The organism is Verrucomicrobiia bacterium (assembly GCA_019634625.1).
In the GTDB taxonomy this organism is placed as follows: Bacteria; Verrucomicrobiota; Verrucomicrobiia; order Limisphaerales; family CAIMTB01; genus CAIMTB01.
The window spans coordinates 236,978-257,396 of record JAHCBA010000004.1 but is presented as its reverse complement, the minus strand read 5'-3'; the positions used below and the strand labels follow the sequence as shown (position 1 = coordinate 257,396).

Here is a 20,419-nt window from a genome sequence, read left to right as displayed (position 1 = left end):
CTGGCGTGTGGGATGGGGATGGGCAGGGTTCAGAAGGCGAGCGTCAATCCGGCGTACCAGGTACGGGGGAAACGGGTTCCGTACACGTAGGCGGGATCCCGGAACGGACCGGCATCGAGATCGTCCTGGTACTCGTTGAAGACGTTTTTCACGCCGGCCTGGAGGGTGAGCCGGTGGTGACCGCCGAGGGTCCAGGTGCGGGCCGCCCCGAGGTCCACGGTGACGAACCAGGGGGAGCGGGCGAGTTCATTTTGGAGGAGTTCGCCGGTGGTGGGGTGGTTGACGACGTGGGGGACGTCCATCGGGCCGGTGATGCGGGCGGCGACGAAGGCGCGCCAGCGACGGTCGTCCCAGGTGATCTTCGCGACGCCGTAGCGGTCGGGGGTGCGGGCGAAGCGCCGGCTGGTCACGGGCGGGTCGAGGGGATCGTCGGGCGAGCCCAGGAGAACCTGGGGATGGGCGAACCGGGAGCGCTGTTCGACATAGCCGAGTTCCGCGGCGAAGCGGCCGGTGCGATAGAGGAGGGAGCTTTCGGCGCCGAAGATTTCGGCGCGACCGGCATTGATCTTGGTGGCCTCGATCACGCCCGGGGTGTCCGGGTCGTCGGTGGCGAGGTCGGTGAAGAACGTATCCTGGAGTCCGGTATGGAAGAGATGGCCGCCGAGTTCCCAGCCTGGGGCGAAGCGCCAGACGGGGCTGAGGTGGAAGGCGTGGGAACGTTCCTCGCGGAGATCGGGGTGGGGCGAGACCACCACCAGTTCACCGCCGACATTGGAGATGTGAAGGTCCTCGTCGAAGAGTTCCGGCGCGCGGAATCCGGTGGCGGCCCCGAAGCGGAGGTCGAAGTCGGGGGTGGGCCGGTAAAGAATGGCGGCCCGGGGCGAGGGGATCACCGACTGGACGGCGGAGTGATGGTCCCCGCGGATGCCGTACACCACCTCCCAAGGGTCCGACATTCGCCAGGTGTGCTGCAGGAGGAGGCCGTGGTTTTCGTAGCGGTCGCGGAAGGTGCGGCCGAGTCCGGTGCGATCGTCGATGGATTCCGACCGGAACTGGTAGCCGGCGGACAGGGTGTGGTCCTCGCCGAAGTGGCGATGGGCGAGGAGATCGGTGCTGAGGAGGAGATTGCCGGTGGTGCCGTACCCGAGGGCAGGGGACCAGTCGGCCCGGTAGAACGGGCCGGAGGGGTCGTCGAACGCGCCGGTGAATTCCGGGAACCGGGTGGCAAGGCGTTCGGGGACCCGCGGGTCATGATCGGGCGTGCCGGGAGGGGCGTAGCCGAGCGGGCCGACACCGCCGTAGTAGCTGTCGCGGTCGGTGCGGGCAGCGGCGAAGCCGAGCCGGTAGTCGAAGGCGTCGGACACCTCATGATCCCAGGTGAGGAGGCCGACATGGCGGGCGGATTCGAGGTGTTCGGAAAGGAACGTTTCGTGGTCGGGGAGGTCGAGGGCCGGACCGTCCTCGCCGCCGCGGCGGTTCTCGAAGCTGTAGAAGTAATCGAGGGCAAGGCGGACTTCCGGCGAGGGCCGGTACACGGTGCGCAGCCCGCCGCCGTAGAGGTCGCGGCGCGTGACTTCGGTGAAGCGGTCGCGGTTGAGGTCGATTCCCTGGACGAAGCTCTGGAGGCCGTAGGCGATCACGCCGAAGGGGGCGTTGCGGGCCATGGTTTCGAAGACGGCGACGACGTCGGTGTTGGGCCGGTCCCCGGAGGATCGGCCTTCCATGCGGTGCCAGGTGGCGTCGAGGTCGAAGTGGGTGTGGGTGGGATCGCGGGGGACGAGGTTGAGGGAACCGGCGACGGCCCCCGGGCCGTGGAGGACGGAGCCGCCGCCCTTGGTGATTTCGATTCGGTCGAGGATGGTGGTGGGGATTTGTTCGAGGCCGTACACGCCGGCGAGGCCCGAGACGGTGAGGAGACCGTCAGTGGTGATGGCGAGGTAGGACTGGGCGAGGCCGAGGACGCGGAGTTCGGAGGCGTTGCAGTTCTGGCAGTTGCTCTCGACGCGGAGGCCGGGCTGGTAGTCGAGGAGATCGGACAGTTTGGGGGAGACGGCGAAGGGCAGATCGGCGGGGCGGAGGATTTCGGTGCGGACGGGGGATTCGGCGAGGGCGAGCGGGGGCGCTGCGGTTGGGGCTGGGGCGGTAACGAGGACGGGGTCGAGGACTGAGGTTTGGGTTCCGGTGGAAGGAGGGGTGGGGGGATTGGCGATGGCTGGGGAGGGGACGACGAGTGGGGCGAGGCAGGCGACGAAGGCGCGGGGCAGGGCGAGGGGGGAGGGGCGGGAATCCGGGTGCCCCATTTGTCGTTTAGGAGACAACATGTAGCTCTAGCTACAAAAGGGCTTTCGCGTTGTCAAGCTTGGGGCGGCGGCGGGTAGGGTTGCGGGCGTGTCATCGAGTCCATCCCCACGGACCCGTCCTGCGGCGGCGCAGGCCGAGGGATTTCGCCGGACGCGGCGGGAGCATGCGACGGAGATCGCCGAGGACTATGTGGAGGCGATTGCGGAGTTGATGGAGAGCCAGGGGGAGGCGCGGTTGGTGGATCTGGCGAAGCGACTTGGGGTGACGCACGTGACGGTGAACCGGACGCTGGCGCGATTGCGTCGGGACGGGCTGGTGACGTCGCAGCCGTACCGGGCGATTTTTCTGACCGAGGCGGGGTGGGATCTGGCGCACCGGTGCGAGAGGCGGCACACGCTGGTGGTGGATTTCCTGTGCCGGCTGGGGGTTCCGGAGAAGGTGGCGCAGATCGATGCGGAGGGGATGGAGCACCACGTGAGTCCGGAGACGCTGGCGGCGTTCGAGCGGTTCTTGAAGGACCGGAGGACGTGACGGCCGGTCCGTGGATGGATTCGCCTGACAGGGAGTGGTGCGGTGGAATGAGGACTCGCGGAGCTCGTCCCTCCGAAGAGTTCCTCCGGAGGGTTGCTCCGGAGGGTCCCTTCGGAAGGCGTGCGGGGATCAGTCCACGCGGACGCGGTAGAAGTGCGCGGGGATACCGGGCGGCGGGGGATCGATGGGGAAGGCGGGGGAACCGGCGGTTTGTGAGGAGAGGGGGGTCCAGAGGCGGAGATCGGGGGAGACTTCGAGGGTGTGGAGGCGGCCGGGTGCGCCGGAGGCCTGGAGGGTCAGGATGGCGCCGGTGCGATGCAGGGTGAGGGTTGGGGCGGTGGCGGGCGGCGGTTCGTCGGGGAGATCGAGGTTGTCGATCCAGACGGCGTCCTGTCCCTCGCCGAAGGTGGGATCACGGGTGAAGCGCCATTCGAAGAGGTGGGTGCCGGCGGGGACATTGAACTGGAATGTTTGCCAGCCGAGGTTGCCGGACCAGCGTTCGATCCGTTCGCCGTTGATGTGGAATTCGAGGAAGTCCCAGCCCGTTTCGGAGTCGGTGCGGAAATCGAAGCTGCCGCCGCCGGCGAAGGTGGTATGGACCAGTTCGAGGACGCTGAGGCCGCGATGGGGCACGGCACCCGAACGGGCGGAGTAGCGGCCACTGGCGGCGGTGTCGTCGGTGACACGCCACGGGGCGTCGCCGTGGGAGCGCCAGGGCAGGCGGGAGAAATCGCCGGTCTCGAAGTCGTCAAGGTAACTGCGCGGGCGAAACCGGGCGGTGAGGACGTGGTTGCGGTCCATGAGGAGGGACAGCGGATTGTCGGCGGAGATCACGGTGCCTTCCCAGCGGGTGAATTCGAGGCCGTGATTGGGGATGGCCCGGACCTGAACGGTGGACTGGACGGGGAACTGGCCGGAGCCGGGAGTGACGATTCCGCCGGGGCCGGGCTGGACGGTGAGCGTGAAGTGGGTCGGCGGGCGATCGTCATCGAGGAGGGTGACCACGGCGACGGACTGGGAACCGAGGGCGATGCCCGGGGAGGGATCGGCGAGGTGCACGCGGAACGATTCAGGCCCTTCGATTTCGGCGTCATCGAGGATTTCGATGTGGATGGATCGGGTGGGGATTCCCGGGGGAAAGACCAGGATCCCGGAGGCGGGGACGAAGTCCGAGCCGGCGGTGGCGGTGTCTTCCTCGGTGAAGAAGGCGACGTGGACTTCGCCTTCGAGAGGTCCGGAGCGGCGGACGACGAGCTGGACCGAGCCGGCGTTTTCGGGGACCTCGATGGCAGGGAGGTCGAAGGCCAGGGCCGGTTCGTTGTCGGCGATCACCAGGGTGGCGGTGGCGATGCGTCCGAGGGCGGCGCCAACGGGATCGGCAAGGAGGAGCAGGACGGTTTCGCTGCCCTCGGGGAGATCGTCGTCGAGGAGGCGGATGGAGAAGGTGCGTTCGGTTTCGCCGGGGGCGAAGACGAGTTCTCCGGTGGCGGCGAGGTAATCCTCGCCGGCGGTGGCGGTGCCATCGGTGGTGGCGTAGGTGACGCGGGCTTCGGTTTTGGCGGAGCCGGAGCGGCGGACGGTGATGGTGGTTTCGCCGTCGGTTTCGAGTGCGGTGAAGACCGGGGTGGCGAACTCGACGAAGCCCTCGGCGAACGCCTCGTCGGCGTGGATGCGGGCCAGGCGGAGGCGGGGCCGGTCGTTGATGGTGGTGAAGTCACCGCCGAGGATGAAGGCCCCGTTGGGCTGGACGGCGAGGGCGCGGACGGTGTCGTTGGCGCCGGTGCCGCGGAAGAAGGTGAGATCCGGCTGGCCGAACGGATCGAGGCGGAGGAATCGACCGGCGGGGAAATCGGCGTAGAGCCCGAAGGCGCCGGCGATGACGACGCGGCCTTCGGACTGGAGTCCGGCGGCAAGGACGACGGCATCGGCTGAAGGGCCGGGATCGAACGAGCCATCGAGGGAACCTCCGGGGAGGATCCGGGCGAGGCGGGTGCGCGGGAGTCCGCCGACATGGGCGAAGGCGCCGGCGACATACAGGCTGCCGTCGGGGGCGGAGGCGAGGGCATGGACCGGGCCGTCGGGCGAGGCGGCGGCGGGGAAGGACGGATCGGGCGTGCCGTCGGGGGCGAGCCGGACCAGAAAGCGGGCGCCGGTCTGGCCCCAGGACGGGAAGGTGCCGCCGGCCCAGGCGCCGACGTCGGCGTGGGCCACGGCGACGACGCCGGTGCGTCCATGGGAGCCGGTGGCAAAGGACGGGTCGGGATCGCCGTTGGGAAGGAACCTGGCGATGCCCGGGGTGAGGGTTCCGGCGACGCGGGTGAAATCGCCGCCTGCGTAGAGGTTGCCGGCGGCGTTGCGGGCGAGGGCGCGGACGGGTCCGTCGGTGGGGACATTGAAATCCGCGGCGCGGGTTCCGTCGGGTTCGAGCCGGGTGAGGTGGGGTTGGGGTGTTCCGTCCACGATGGAGAAGGTGCCACCGACGAGAAGGCGGCCGTCGGCGACCGGGGCGATGGCGAGGACGCTGCCGTTGAGGCCCGAGCCGGGATTGAAGCTGCGATCGAGGAAACCGTCGGCGTGGAGGCGTCCGAGCCGGGGCAGGACCACGCCGTCGAGGGTTTGGAAATCGCCGCCCACAACGATCTTGCCGTCCGGTTGGATGGCCAGGGCACGGACGGTGGCATCGGCGCCGAAGCCGGGCTGGAAGGTGTCGTCCACGCGTCCCGGGGATTCGGTGTCGCGGAGGGTCACGGTGACCTCCGACGGGGAGCCGAGGGTGACGAACGGGGTGAGGAGACCTGGGTTTCCGGGGCGGGGATTGGAGAGAACGATCCGGAAGGTCTCGTCGGGTTCGCCGAGGGAGTCGTTGATGATGGGGACGCGGACGGTGAGGTTGGTTTCACCTTCCCGGAAGACGGTCAGTCCGCTGCCGTCGGTGAGGGTTTCGAAGCGGTTGCCGAGGAAGAGGAGGGTGCCGGTGACCGGGAGGTAATCTTCGCCCGGGGTGGCGGTGCCGGGGACGGTGGCGTAGTCCACGGCGACCGGTTTGATGGGGCCGCCGCGGCGCAGGACGGTGACTTCGAGCGTGCCGGCGTCCTCGTCGATTTCGACATGGTCGGTGGCGAACTCGATGGCGCAATCGTCGTCCACGATGATCACCGGGACCTCACCGACCGGGGTGCCCGATTCGCGGAAGAGGCGGACGACGAAGACCTCGTCGCCTTCGATCTCGAAGTCGTTCAGGAGGGGGACGAAGAGCGTGGCGGAGCGGGATCCGGCGGGGAAGGTGAGGGTTCCCTCGGAGGCGACGTAGTCCTGTCCGGCGGTGGCGGTCAGGTCGGCCGTGACCCAGTTGACCACGAGGGGTTCGTGGATGGGGCCGGTGCGTTCGAGGGTTACGATGGCCTCGGGATCGCTTTCGACGGCGGCGAGCACGTTCGTGCCGGCGGACAGGAGTGAATCGTCATCGAGGATGGTGAGGATGGCGGAGTTCTGGCCGCCGAGGGGGAACTGGTCGGAACCGCGGGTGAGGGAGAGGAGGACCGTCCGGAGGCCGTCCACCCTGTCGTTGTCCACGAGGGGCACCTCGAACTCCTGGAGGAGGACGCCGGGGGCGAAGGTGAGGGTGCCTTCGGTGTGGAGGTAGTCGCCGACCCAGAGCCCGTTGGTAAGGACGGCGGGAACGGCGGTGCCTGGCAGGGTCTGGTAGCTGGCGGTCGCCGTGATGTCGGGCTTGCCGGTGCGGCGGACGGCGATGCGGGCGGAGCCGTCCGACTCGGAGGCTGTCCATCGGGCGGCGGCGAACTCGAGGGTGCCGTCGTTGTCGTCGATGAAGACCTCGGCGCGGGAAGGCGAGCCGATGGCGGCGCCGGGGGCGTGGACGAGGGTGAGGACGACATTCTCGCGGTACTCGGCGATGGGATCATCGATGGGGACGATGAGGACCTCGGCGGTGAGGCGTCCCGGGGGGAGGGTGACGAAGCGTGGGACATCGAGGTAATCGCTGCCCGGGCTGGCGGAACCGGAGAGGTGGAAGAGGACGGTCTGGGCGGTGTTGGTGCGGCCGGTCCGTTCGATGGTGAAGCGGCCCGGGATGTCGGAACCCTCGGCGGTGACGGGGTTGGAGGCGACGACACGGACCGAGGCGAGGTCATCGTCGAGGATGGTGTAGGTGTGGACCGCATAGACATCGAGGACGCCGTTGGTGACGAGGTTGGGCGGGGACTCGGGGTCGTCGGAGGGGAGGAGGGTGGGGGCGATGCGGAGGCGGATGAGGATGGTTTCGTCGGGTTCGGGAAGGTCGTCGTCGAGGATCAGGAGGGGGATGAAGGCGAGGCGATTGGCGAGCGGCTCGTCCTCCTCGGGATCGAGGTAGGCGAAGGAGAGGGTGCCATTGGTCAGGGTGTAGTCCACGCCGCGGGTGGCGGAGCCGCCGAGGATTTCCCAGGCGACGGTGACGATGTTGTCGTCGCCTTCGTCGGGGTTGCCGGAGATGCGGACGGCGATTTCGGGTTGGGCGAGGGATTCGGGGCCGCTGGAGGAGAGGAGGGCGAAGCCGACGGCGAGGGTCGAGTCGTCGTTGTCGAGGAGGAGGATGGCGGCGCGGGACGGGGAGCCGACGTTGTAGGCGGGATCGGGGAGGAGTTCGATGTCGATGGTTTCGTCGTCCTCGCGGATGGCGTCGTCGATGGGGATGACGGGAATGGCGGCCTGGAGGAGTCCGGCGGGGATGACGATGCGATCGCCGCTGGCGACGTAGTCGGCCTGGTGAATGGCGCTGCCACCGAGCCGGTAGAGGACGGTCAGGGGTTGGGAGGCGGGGCCGGTGCGGCGGACGACGAACTGGCCGGGGTCACCGCCCTCGGTGATTTCGGGGACGGTGGCCTCGACGGTGACCGTGGGGAATTGGTCATCGAGGAGGACGAGGAGGGCCTGGCCGGGGATGGCGACGTTGTAGGCCGGGCTGTCGCCGATGCGGATCTCGATGGTTTCGTCGCCTTCGACGAGGGTGTCGTTGATGGGGACGAGGGTGAGGATGGCGGAACTGGCACCGGCGGGGATGACGATGCGACCCGGGGGGGCGATGTAGTCGAGGCCGGCGGTGGCGGTGCCGGCGAGGAGGTAATCGACTTCGAGGGGGCGGGCGAGGTTGCCGGAGCGCTGGAAGGCCACGCGTGCGCCGGAGCTGCTCTCGCTGAAGACGGGATCGAGGGCGGTGACGGTGACCTGGGGCAGGTCGTTGTCCACGATGGTGACGGTGGCGGCGGCATTGCCGAGGGTGTAGCCGGCGCCGGGGAGGAGGCGGACGAGGACCGTTTCGTTGCCCTCGATGTAATCGTCTTCGAGGACCTCGACGATGAGGCGGAGTGTTTCGGCATCGGGGGACATGCGGACCGGGGAGGGGAGCGGCAGGTAATCTTCGCCGGGCGTGGCGGTGCCACCGATGTCGAGTGGGATGATCAGTTCGCCCGGGGGCGTGCCGCCGGACCGGGTGATGAGGAAGGTAGCCGAGTCACCGGCATTTTCGGAGACCTCGGGATCGAGGGCCACGATCGAGAGGACGGGCGGGCCGGGGGGGGCGGCATCGAGGAGACGGGCAACGGCTTCGTCGCGAGGGCCAAGCCGGTAGGGCGGGCGGGTCTGGAACCAGGTATTCTGGCCGTTGTCGGAGAGGACCTCCCAGCCGGGGATGTCGAAGGTGATGGGATCGGGATCGGCCTCGACGGTGCGGGAGACGGGATAGGCGAGGGTGACGACGAGGGATTCGTCGCCTTCGGTGAGGGAATCGGTCAGGACGGGGAAGCTGAGATTGGTGGCGAGGATGCCGGGGGGCAGATCGACGTAGGAGAACTCGATGGACTGCTCGACGGGGTTGAGGAGGGTTGGGACCGTGTTGATCTGTGTCTCGGTCAGCGGCCACGGGGTGTAGTCGATTCCCGGGGTGGCGGTGCCGGCGACGCGGAAGAACACACGGAGCAGTTCTTCGGCGGTTCCCGAGCGGGCGACGCGGAACACCGCGGGTGCGGACGGGCTTTCGGAACCGTCGGCGACGCGGGAGACGTTCACCTCGGGGAGGGCGGCGGCGATGAAGTTCACGTTGACGCCGGTGAACTCATTGAGAATGAGGGGGCGCCGGAAGTTGAGGGGGTGAATCTGGTAGCCGTCGAGGACGGCGCCGACCGGGTATTCGCCGGGGGGAAGGCCGGTGAGGGTGTAGCGTCCGTCGGTGTCGGTGTAGGCCCAGCGGTAGTCCTCGGCATAGGGGCGGTTGGTGTCGGAGAGGCCGTTGTGGACGCGGACACCGAGGAGGGGTTGGCCGCTGGGATCGAGGACCTGGCCGGAGATGCGGAGGGTGTTGACGAAACCGACCCGGACGACGGTATGCCGGGCGGCGCGGCCTCCGCGGAGGTCGGTGACTTCACAGCGGACGACGTAGTCGCCGGGGGAGTCCCACTGGTGGGTGACGGTCGCCTGCGATGGGCCGGGCAGGCCGTTTCCGAGGTCCCAGGAGAAGGCGACGGGATCGCCGTCGGGATCGCCGGCGGAGGCATGGAATTCCACAGGTTGACCGACGGCGACCTGGGTGGCGCTGGCGACGAGTTCGAGTTCCGGGGGGCGGTTGTCCGGGAACGATCCGAGGGCGACGAAGACATCGAAATAGGGCACGGCGCGGCCGGCGATGGATTCGGTGCCGCGGGCGAGCGGGGTGATGAAGACTCCGGCGGCGGGATCGGCGAAGGTCCGGCCGAGGACGACGGCGGCATCCTGGGTGCCGTGACCGGAGCCTGGGGTGGTGTCGAGCAGCTGGCTGCTGCCGATGGCCTGGTGCCAGTTGTTCCAGTGGAGCTGGATGCCGTTGGCGAGCCAGGGGTTGTCGGGGAAACGGGACCGTGCGCTGATCCAGTAGGCGCGTTCGGCGTCCTTGCGCACGCGGAGGACCTGGGCGAGGGCGGCATCGAGGACGCCGGCGTCGTGGGCCATGACGCGGTAGGCGCCGGTGGTGGAGACCTCGGTGATGCCGGTGGCGGGGATCCAGCCGAGGAGGGTCTTGTGGAGGGCGGTGAAGTGGGCGTTGTCACCGCCCTGGCCCATGACATCGGTGGGATCGCCGTACTCGATGTCGTCGCCGGGCCCGAGGATGCTGTCGAGTCCGACGAGGGAATCGGGATCGAAGGGGAGGTTTTGGGGATTGTCGGGGAGATCGGGGCGGACGGTGTTCCAGAAGTTGGCGTGGAGGAGTCCGAGGTTGTGGCCGAGTTCGTGGCAGATGACGCCGAGGCTGGAACTCTGGAGCCAGAGGCCGCGACCGCCGACGGCAGCGAGGCCGCCCCAATTGAAGCCGGGGACGTTTTCGAAGCGGACCATGTCGAGGTCGAAGACGTCGGGTTCGATGCCGGCGGAGCGGGTGGCGGCGCGGGCATCACGGAGCAGGGCGCCGGGGCCGCGCACGCCGTAGTAGAGCTTGGGTTGGGGGAGGGTGACGAGGGGGCCGACGGTGGAGATGATCGAGAGGGTGTTGAAGGAGCCGGCGACGAAGTAGTCGTTGGCGGCCTGCATGACCTCGGCGGCCTCGGCCTCGCTGATGGGTTCGCGAAGATCGTCCGGGAACCGGGCGCGCATGAAGAGCAGGCGTTTGATTCCCTGGGCGTGATTGCGGAAACCGGGGGCGAGCGTGGGGCGGATGAAGCCGGGTTCGGACGATGCGAGTTGATGGAGCATCCGGCCGGCGGCGCTGCCATCGGCGAGGGCGAAGGCCCGGGTGCCGTACTCGACGATGACGGCCAGGGAGGGGTCGGGGATGGGTTGACCGGTCCAGCCGCAACGGGGTTGGGCATCGGCCGGCATGGCGTGGCGGGCTGTCGCTTCGGCGGGGTCGAGGATGCGGGCCGGCTCTTCGTGAACCGCGAGGAGATCGTCGATGGCGATGCCGAACAGCGTGACCGGATCGGCGGTTTGCTGGGTGCGGCGGCGCCCGTACACGAATGCCTGGAATGAGCGATCCGGCAGGGTAAACCCGCGCAGAAACGGGTCGCCTGCCGGGGTGCGCAGGGAATCGCCCCAGAGTTCGGGCGACGATCCGTCGCGGCCTGGTTGGGGGACCGGCGAGGGGGGAAGCGCCCGGCCCGGCAGGAGGGTGGCGCACCACACTTCGAATTGTCCGCGGGCGGCGATCCATTCCTCGAGTTCGGCGAGAATCGGTTCAGGCAGACCCTGCCGGTCCGACCAGGAGAGGGCGGCGGCGAGGGCGCGTTTCGGGTCGCGCGGAATCAGTTGGCGCAGGGCTTCACGGCGGGCGCGGGCCAGGGCGGTGCCTTCGGCGATGCGGTCTTCGGACCAGGCATCGCCTGGCCGGCCCAGGGTGGCGCGCCAATCGTCGAAGGCGCGCAAGGCGGCATCGACGGTGGCGGACGCCGGCAAGGGAGCTGGCCCGGAATCAACGAGCGGTTCATCGGGCAACGGGCTGGCGACCGTTGGGGGGGGCGGATCGGACCGGGTGGCGACGGAATCCGGCGCGGGTTGGTCACTGTACGCGGCGGAGGGAGCTGGCGGGACGGGTTCTGACGCGCGTTTCGGCCAGACCAGGATTACAACCAGCAGTGAAAAGAAGACGGCCGCAATGCGGAGGGTGGATCGCATGATGGAATGCCCGGTTGCCGGAATTCACCCGACCTGGACGCGGTACGGTGCTGCTCCGGCCCAAGGGTGTCAAACGGCGGCGGGTGACGTTTCCGCGCTGCGGTGCATCCCTGAGTGGCGGGTGAGGAGGCAGGGACGGAAGCGGGCGCTCAGAGCCTTTCTGAAAACTGGAAGGGGCCCTGTTGTCGCGGAAAAGGCTGGATGGCGAGGCGCGAGGAGGGAGCCTACCCGCCCGCGGTCTGTGACCGAGGATCCACGAAGCCATCCGGCCTATTCCGCGAAAACCCTCCGGGCGACGGTCCTTTCGGGCTGGGCGTGCGTTGGCTCGACCGTTACAGCCCGCTGCGGGGATGCGCCGGCCTCGCCGCCTTGGCCCAGGCCAAAACCCCTCGTCGCAGGGCCCCTTCCAATTTTCAGACAGGCTCTAAGGCAAACGCTCCACCACGTAGTAGGCTGCATCCCGGGATGCCCCCGGAGACGGATCTGCAAAGCTGGTCGTGGGTCCGGTGGCGAAGATGTCGCCGACAATCGTGGTCTCGCCGGTCGTCAGCGAGGTGAAGCGATGAACCCGGAAGCGCTGGCCTTCGACCGAGGGGAAGACAATGACGGGTGCCCATTTCACCTGGATTCGGAACCCCGAATTCGGGTCCAGCGGATCGGTCCCCGCCCAGTATTCCTGAAGATTTGAAGCCCCATCGCCATCCGGATCTGCCGAGGCGATGGCACGTGGATCGAATCGGAATCCAGGCCCGAAATGAAGTTCCCTCCACTCGTCCGGAATCCCGTCGTCCTCGAAGACGTACAACCGCTCGTAAAGGGCATCGAGAATCTCGCTGACCGGGAACCTCCCCAGGAAGGCCCGTGCGCGGACGAGCGTGCGTTCGGTCAACCGGATGGTTCCCTCGTACAACCTCGAGTCGGCGGTCGGCTCCGATCCGTCGGCGGTCCAGCGGACCATCGCGCCCGAGACCGAGGAGGAGAGCGACACCAGAATGGAATCGACGAAGGGCCGGCCTGACGGCGAGATGCGAACGCCCACGTCGGGTTCATAGCGCGCCTCCTCGATATCGCTGACCGCGAATCCATTCACGAACACCCGGGCCCTCACCACCACCGGAGCCGTGGGTCGCAGCAGCAAAGGTTCCCGATAGAGAGCCGATGCAGCCACGGGCTCGGATCCATCCACCGTGTAATGGATCTGCCCGTTCGGGATCGACGTGAAAAGGGACACCTTTTCGTCGGCGGTGAGCGGACCGTCGGGGGGAAGAATCAGCAGGATGCGGGGCTCCTGCAGCGGATAGCCGGGCGTCAATCGGAGAAAGGCGATTTCTCCGTCGGACAAGGCGTCGCCATAAATCTGCACGTCATCCAGGAGTCCCGTGAATGCGCCGTTGGGAGTTCCGGAATCGGTTCCGCCAAGGACCAGTTGAGCCGGCGTTGCGGTCAAGGGGCCGGTCATCGCAACCGCCCGCCGTTCGCCGTCCACGTACAGCCTCAATTCGCCCCCGGCTGCCCGGGTCAGGGCGAGGTGATGCCATCGATCGTCGGCGATGACGGCGGGCGTTGCGATACCGGGCTCGCTTCCGGCAAAGGCGGCGATTGTTCCGGCGGAAGGTTGAATGCTGATGTAGTACCCGGTGGCCTGTCCGGGGAGATGCTTCGATATGGGTATGCCATCGGGACTGCCCGCCGGCATCCGAACCCATAGCGAGATGGTGAACGGAGTGTTCAGGAGCGGGAGGACCTGCCCGAACGCCGCGAAGCCGCTCCCGGCGGCAGACAGTTGAAGTGCGCTTCCGGACACGCCGCCCGGGACGATTGTCGCCCCGGCTACCGACAGCGTTCCTGGCCACTGGCCGGTCTCATCGCCGATCGTCCGCCCCTCAGCCGCGTCCAGCCTCCAATGTGCGAGGAGCTGCCGTGCTGGCGGCTCCGTCCCGCTCGCGGCGATGCCAAGGAACGCCGCCGCAACTCCAGCCAGGCAGCGGACGAAACGGGACGGGATGCTCATACATGAATCCAGAATTGGAAGGGGGTGTGACAGAGGACGGGACGTCGTCGGGTAGCTCACCAAGAGGAACGGACCCAGATGCCACAGGCCGGCCTGGTTCTGATTGAACTCCAAACCCGTGACACGACCCCTCGGAGGAAGCGCGTCCGCGGACTTGAATCCGAATAACGACCCTTCGCCAAGCGTGTCGAAACCATACAACGCCCCGTAGCGTCATCGTGCCCACCGTGCCGCGTCAACGCAGAACTGGACACGCAGAACTGGAACCCTGACTCCCCAATCCCCCTTCCATTCCCCCCGGATTCTCCCGTGGGGCAGTGGTTGTTCCAAACCGTATTGTCATTCGGTTGCCCATGGGGCAGTGGTGAACGCATGTCGATGATGCCGAAGCTGGCGGCGCTGGGGATGGCGCTTGTGATTCTGAACCTTGTCGTGCGGGCCCCGGCGCAGGTGGTGATCTCCGAGTTCATGGCCAGCAACGGATCGACCCTGGCGGACGAGGATGGCGATTACCCGGACTGGATCGAGCTTCACAACGCCGGGGCGGAGGCGGTCAACCTGGGGGGATGGGCCCTGACGGACAGCGCGGGCAACCCGACCAAGTGGCGGTTTCCGTCGGTGGAACTGGCGCCGCGCGCCTTCCTGGTGGTGTTCGCCTCGGGGAAGAACCGGACCCAGGCGGGCGGTCCGTTGCACACCAGCTTCAGCCTGGACGCCTCGGGCGAGTACCTCGCGTTGGTCGGGCCGGACGGGGTGACGGTGGCATCGTCCTTCGCGCCGGCGTTTCCGGAGCAGTTTCGCGACATCTCCTACGGGATCGGCCAGCAGGCGACGATTCACCGGCTGCTGGCCGCGCCGGCACCCGGGCGTCTGCGGTGGCCCGCCAGTGACATTCTGGACGCCGACACGGCGTGGACGGAGCCGGACTTCAACGACGCCTCGTGGACCGCGGTGACCACCGGCATCGGGTACGAGACGGAGACGCCGGGGTTCGCCGTGCGCAATGTGAAGGCCAGCATCCTGGTGAACAGCGTGGCGGATGCGGACCGTGTGCTGGCCGATCCAGCACTTCAGGTGGGAGTGGTCCAGGAGAACGCCCCGGTGCTCAACTACTTCAACACCGGCGGGGAAGGCCGTTACGAGAACAACCGCCCGTTCCCCGGTCAGAGCATCGGCGTGGACGTGGATGACTTTGTCATCGAGGCCACCGGCGTGGTGACGCTCCCCAGTGCGGGTCCGTGGACGTTCGGGGTGAACAGCGACGACGGATTCCGGCTGACCCTCGGGACGTTCGAGATGTCGTTTCCCAATCCCCGGGGGCCGGCCGACACGCTGGGGACGTTCCAGGTGCCGGCGCCGGGCGATTATCCGCTCCGGTTGGTGTACTTCGAACGCGGAGGCGGCGCCGGACTTGAGTTGTTTGCCGCGCCAGGCACGCGCGCCGCGTGGTCTGCGGGGGTGTTCCGCCTGGTGGGCGACACCGGGCAGGGCGGGTTGGCGGTCCGCTCGACTCCGGTCACGGGAGGCGGGGATGGGTCCTTCCGATCGCTCATCGCCACCGATCTCGAATCGGCCATGCGGGACCGGCACACCTCGGTGTATCTGCGAGTTCCGTTCACTGTGAGTCAGCCGGAGGAACTCGAGTCATTGATCCTTCGCATCCAGTACAACGACGGGTTCATCGCCTATCTCAACGGCCACGAGGTGGCACGCCGCAACGCGCCGGCGCCGGCGGGAGCGCCGGCCACCGCCCCGGCGGCACGCCCGCCCGGACTGGGGATGATCCCGGAGGACATTCCCCTGTCGGCCCATCTCTCCCGGCTCCGGGCCGGCGCCAATGTGCTTGCCCTGCAGGGGTTCAATCACACGCGGGACGACCCGCGGTTCCTGCTCCGCCTGGTGCTGGATGATGAGCGGATTGCGACGTCGTCCCCGTTCTACTTTTCGAATCCGACGCCCGGATCGGCGAATGGCGAGGGGTTTCTCGGATTTGCGGCGCGCCCGCGATTCAGCACGGGACGCGGGTTCCACGACGCGGCCTTCGACCTTGAGATCCTCAGCGGTACGCCGGGGGCGGCCATCTACTACACCACCAACGGCACGCCGCCTTCGCCGGACAATGGCCGGCTGTATTCGGGCCCGTTGCGGATTTCGGGCACGACCGTTGTGAGTGCGGCGGCGTTCCGGGATCAGTACCAGCCTTCGCCGGTGGAGACCCACACCTACATCTTTGTCGGGGATGTCATCCGACAGTCGGCGGACGGGGCGCCGCCGCCCGGGTGGCCGTCGAGCTGGGGGGCGAACGTGGTGGATTACGGCATGGACCCGCGGGTGGTGGACAATCCGATCTACGCGGCGACGATCCAGGACGATCTGAAGAGTCTGCCGTCGTTTTCGGTCGTGATGGACCTGAACGATCTGTTCGACCGGTCCACGGGGATTTATGCGAACCCCGGCCAGGACGGGCGCGCATGGGAAAGGCCCTGCTCGATCGAGCTGCTGCATCCGGACGGGACACCGGGGTTCCAGACGGGTGCGGGCATCCGGATCCGGGGCGGATTCAGCCGCAGCACCTCGAATCCCAAGCACGCCTTCCGGCTTTTCTTCCGGCAGGAATACGGTGCCGGGAAACTGAATTATCCGCTGTTTGGCGACGAGGGAGCGGACAGTTTCGACAAGATCGATCTGCGGACGTTCCAAAACTACTCGTGGAGTTTTCAGGGCGATTCCCGGGGGGTCTTTGTGCGCGACCAGTTCAATCGCGACCTCCAGCTGGCCATGGGTCACCAGGGCGAGCGGGGCGAGTTTTATCACCTGTACATCAACGGCCACTATTTCGGCCTGTTCAACACCTGTGAACGGCCCGAGGCGTCCTTTGGGGCGACATATTATGGAGGGCGCCGGGAGGACTATGACACGATCAAGGTTGAGGCGGGGCCGTACACGTTGAACGCGACGGACGGCGACATGGAGGCCTGGACCCGGCTCTACAATCTGGCCCGGGCGGGGTTCGCCTCGGACGCCGCCTACCAGTTTGTTCAGGGCAATCATCCGGATGGCACTCCCAATCCGCAGTATGAGGTCCTCCTGGATGTGCCGAACCTGATCGACTACATGCTGATCATCCTCTACGGGGGCAATCTCGATGCGCCGATCTCCAACTTTCTTGGCAACACGCGGCCGAACAACTGGTACGGCCTGCGGAACCGGACGGCGCGGGACGGCTTCCGTTTCTTCGTGCATGACGCCGAGCACACCCTGCTGGATGTGAACGCCAGCCGGATCGGGCCCTATTCCGCGGGAAGCACCTCGGTGATCTACAGCAATCCGCAGTATCTCTGGCAGCGACTGCAGGCGAATCCGGAGTTTCGGCTGCAAGTCGCGGATCATGTGCACCGCCATTTCTTCAACGACGGGGTGCTCACGCCCGGGCGCACCCGCGAATTGTTCACCCGCCGCACCGAGCAGATCGATCGGGCGGTGGTCGGGGAATCGGCCCGCTGGGGCGATGCCAAGCGGAGCACGCCATACACGCGCGCCACGTGGGTCAGTGCGGTGAACCAGATCGTGAACAACTTCCTCCCGCAGCGTTCCGGTGTGGTGTTAAGCCAGCTTCGCAGCGCCGGTTTGTACCCGAATGTCACGGCGCCCTCCTTTGCCCCGCACGGCGGCCACCTGGATCCTGACACCGAGGTGGCCATCACCGCCCCGTCCGGCGTCATTCACTACACGCTGGACGGATCCGATCCGCGCCTGCCCGGCGGGGGTGTCTCCCCCAGCGCCCGGGCGTATTCCGGGCCGATCCGTCTCGCGGAGTCGGCACGGCTTCGCAGCCGGGTTCTGAGTGGTGCGACCTGGAGCGCGCTGAACGAAGCCGACTACACGCTGATCCGGACTTTTACGGACCTGTGGATCACCGAACTCATGTATCATCCGCCCGACACCGCGAGCCATGCCGGCACGGACCTTGAGTTCATCGAGCTGAAGAATGTCGGGCCCAACGAACTCGACCTTGGCGGAGTCCACTTCACCTCCGGCATTCGGTACACATTCCCGACCGGCTTCCAGATTGGACCGGGTCAGTTCGTGGTCCTGGTCTCCCATGCCGAAGCATTTGCCTCCCGCTATCCGGAGGTGCCGATCGACGGTGTGTATGAAGGGCAGCTCGACAACGCCGGCGAGCGGGTGACGCTGGCACACGCGGTGGGCACGCCGATCTTCTCCGTGCGCTACCGGCCCACCGAACCGTGGCCGCTCTCGGCCGCCGGGGGGGGATTTTCCCTGGTGCCCCGCGATCCCAATCTCAACCCGGACCCGGACGATCCGGCCAACTGGAGGGCGAGCCAGTCGCCGGGCGGATCACCCGGTCGCGACGATGCGCCGATCGCGATTCCGCCCATCCTGGTCAACGAGCTGCTCGCTCACACCGATCCGCCCATGCTGGACGCGGTGGAGTTGCACAATCCGACCGCGTCGCCGGTGGATATCGGGCATTGGTACCTGACAGACCGGAGGACCCAGCCACGGAAGTACCGGATTCCGGCGCCGACGGTGATTGAAGCCGGGGGCTATGTGGTGTTCGACGAGACTCATTTCAATGCGGTGCCGGGCGCGCCGGAGAGTTTCAGTTTCAGTTCGCATGGCGAGGAGGTGTATCTCTTTTCCGGCGACGCCGCCGGGAATCTCACCGGATACAGCCATGGCTTCAGCTTCCCGGCATCGGCCAATGGCGTGTCGTTCGGGCGCCATGTCACCAGCATCCAAGAAACGCATTATCCGCCGATGGCCGGGCTGTCCCTGGGTTCCGCCAATCCGGGCCCGCGCGTCGGCCCGGTGGTCATCAGTGAGATCCATTCGCTCCCTTCGCCGGGACAGGCGGCGTTCGTGGAACTCAAGAATGTCACGGACTCCCCGGTGCCGCTCCACCACCCGGAACACCCGGACATCCCCTGGCGGATCAACGGGATCGGATTCCGGTTTCCTCCAGGCCTGGTGCTTCCGCCCGGCGGCCTCGTGGTGGTGACCTCCGGCGATCCCGAGGTCTTCCGCAGCCGGTTCGGAGTGCCCGGCGAGGTGCCGGTCCTCGGCCCTTTCCCCGGCACGCTTCAGAGCGATGGGGAACGACTCCAATTGCTGCGCCCTGACCATCCCGATGTGGACGACTCAGGCAGTCTGCTGATCCCGGAGATCGTGGTGGACCAGGTGCGTTATCGCACCCGGGCGCCATGGCCGGTGGCGGCCGCGGGCGTCTCGCTCGAACGGCTCGATGCACTGGCCTACGGGGACGATCCGGCGAACTGGCGGAGCAGTCCCGGAGGACCGTCCCCGGGCCTGCCCAACCTGGGCAACCGCCCGCCCCAGGTGTCGGTTGCCGATGTTCCTCCGGTTCAATCCGCAATGTTCCCGGTCGCGGTCACCCTGCGCGGGACGGTCACCGACGATGGCATGCCGGTTCCGCCCGGGGCCACGACCGTTGGGTGGTCCCAGATCGCCGGGCCCGCTCCCGCGTGGTTCGACCATTCGCAGGCGATCGAGACGGACGTCCATCTGCCGGGCGTGGGGCTCTATGTGTTCCGGTTGTCCGCGCACGATGGCGCCCTGGAGGCGGGCGCCGAGGTGATGGTGTCGGTGGATCGCCCTGCCGCGGCCAGGGTGGTGGTGGCTCAAGGCAGCGTCTGGCATTACTGGGATCGGGGCACGGATCTGCCGGGCGGCTGGATGGAGCCGGCCTTCGATCATGCGGCATGGCCGTCGGGCCCGGCGAAGCTCGGTTACGGCGATGGCGATGAGGCCACGGTCGTGAGTTTCGGTCCCAACGCGGCGAACAAGTATCCCACCACCTTTTTCCGGAAGCGGTTCCCGGTGACCCAGGCGTCCGCATTCACCGCCTTGAAGGTGGGCCTCCGCCGCGACGACGGAGGGATCGTCTATCTCAATGGCGTCGAGGTATTCCGCAGCAACATGCCGGAGGGTGACATTGGGTGGAACACCTTTGCCACCGAGGTGGTCGGGGGCGCCGACGAGACGGCGTTTTACGAACAGGCCGTGGATCCCGCCCTGCTGGTTGAAGGCGAGAATGTCCTGGCCGTGCGCATTCATCAGGTCAATGCCGGCAGCAGTGATCTGAGCTTCGACCTGTACCTCACCGGCAATGCGTTTCCAGCCGACACGCCGCCGGTGGTGCAGGCCGGCCCGGACCAGACAGTGGTCTGGCCCGCCCATGCGATTCTGCGGGGAAGCGTCCGGGACGACGGTCTGCCCATTCCCCCGGGTGTCGTCAACCTCACCTGGTCGGCCGTTGAAGGTCCGGGCACGGTAACCTTCAGCCAGGCGCACCAACCCCGCACGACCGCTGCCTTTGTCAGCCCGGGTACCTACATCCTGCGTCTCACGGCCACCGACGGAGCCAGTTCTGTGTCCGATGACCTGGTGATCACGGTGGAGGGTGAACTGCAGGGTTACGAGGCGTGGTTGTCCACTTACTTCACTCCGAGCGAACGCCTGGATCCCAATGTCAGCGGCGAGGACGCCGACCCTGATTTGGACGGGCACACCAATCGCCAGGAGTTCCTGGCCGGAACGCACCCCCGCGACCCGGCATCAGTCCTGCGACTGCGCGAGCCGGAAGTCCGTGTCGCGCCTGTGCCGGCGGTCATTCTTCGTTTTCCGGTGGTTGCCGGACGCGCCTACAGCGTCCAGCTCCGGGACCTTCAGGGCGAAGGGGTGTGGATGACCGCAGTTCAAGTCCCGACCCAGGCCGCAGACAACGAGCATTCGGTGACGCTGCCGTTGCCGGATGGGGGCCCCGGACGGCTTTACCGGGTGGTTACGCCGCCACTTCCGTGAGGAAGGAGTATGTTCCGCGAAGGAGGCAGCGAATCGGAGGGACGAGCTCCGCGAGTCTTCAACCCATCGCCCCCCGGCCTTGCGTCCACGGGGAAG

At 67.5% G+C, this 20,419-nt stretch carries 5 protein-coding genes; 2 read left to right on the top strand and 3 right to left on the bottom strand.

Annotation, left to right across the window (positions count from 1 at the left end; translation table 11 throughout):
- Nucleotides 1-29 precede the first annotated feature (29 nt).
- A complete protein-coding gene (locus KF833_04180) occupies nt 30-2,300 on the bottom strand; it encodes a TonB-dependent receptor (protein MBX3744485.1) in 2,271 nt (756 codons plus the stop codon).
- 88 nt (nt 2,301-2,388) lie between these two features.
- Here KF833_04180 and mntR point away from each other — a divergent pair, with 88 nt between their 5' ends.
- Nucleotides 2,389-2,832 (top strand): manganese-binding transcriptional regulator MntR, encoded by a 444-nt coding sequence (gene mntR, locus KF833_04175; protein MBX3744484.1) that lies wholly within the window; start codon nt 2,389-2,391, stop codon nt 2,830-2,832.
- Between the two features lie 129 nt (nt 2,833-2,961).
- On the opposite strand, the gene KF833_04170 is transcribed toward mntR, so the two are convergent.
- Both KF833_04170 and KF833_04165 read right to left on the bottom strand, forming a co-directional pair.
- Complete coding sequence (locus tag KF833_04170) at nt 2,962-11,466, bottom strand: PKD domain-containing protein (GenBank protein ID MBX3744483.1); 8,505 nt, start codon at nt 11,464-11,466, stop codon at nt 2,962-2,964.
- A gap of 424 nt (nt 11,467-11,890) precedes the next feature.
- Nucleotides 11,891-13,477 (bottom strand): chitobiase/beta-hexosaminidase C-terminal domain-containing protein, encoded by a 1,587-nt coding sequence (locus KF833_04165; GenBank protein MBX3744482.1) that lies wholly within the window; start codon nt 13,475-13,477, stop codon nt 11,891-11,893.
- A 372-nt stretch (nt 13,478-13,849) separates the two neighbouring features.
- On the opposite strand from KF833_04165, the gene KF833_04160 reads away from it, so the two are divergent.
- Nucleotides 13,850-20,323 carry a lamin tail domain-containing protein gene (locus KF833_04160; protein MBX3744481.1) on the top strand — a complete coding sequence of 2,158 codons (6,474 nt, stop codon included), beginning with the start codon at nt 13,850-13,852 and terminating at the stop codon, nt 20,321-20,323.
- The last annotated feature ends 96 nt before the right edge of the window (nt 20,324-20,419 follow it).

Coding starts and splice junctions, on each gene's coding strand:
- KF833_04180 (MBX3744485.1), bottom strand. CDS start 2,300: ATGGGGCACCCGGATTCCCGCCCCTCCCCCCTCGCCCTGCCCCGCGCC.
- KF833_04170 (MBX3744483.1), bottom strand. CDS start 11,466: ATGCGATCCACCCTCCGCATTGCGGCCGTCTTCTTTTCACTGCTGGTT.
- KF833_04165 (MBX3744482.1), bottom strand. CDS start 13,477: ATGAGCATCCCGTCCCGTTTCGTCCGCTGCCTGGCTGGAGTTGCGGCG.
- KF833_04160 (MBX3744481.1), top strand. CDS start 13,850: ATGTCGATGATGCCGAAGCTGGCGGCGCTGGGGATGGCGCTTGTGATT.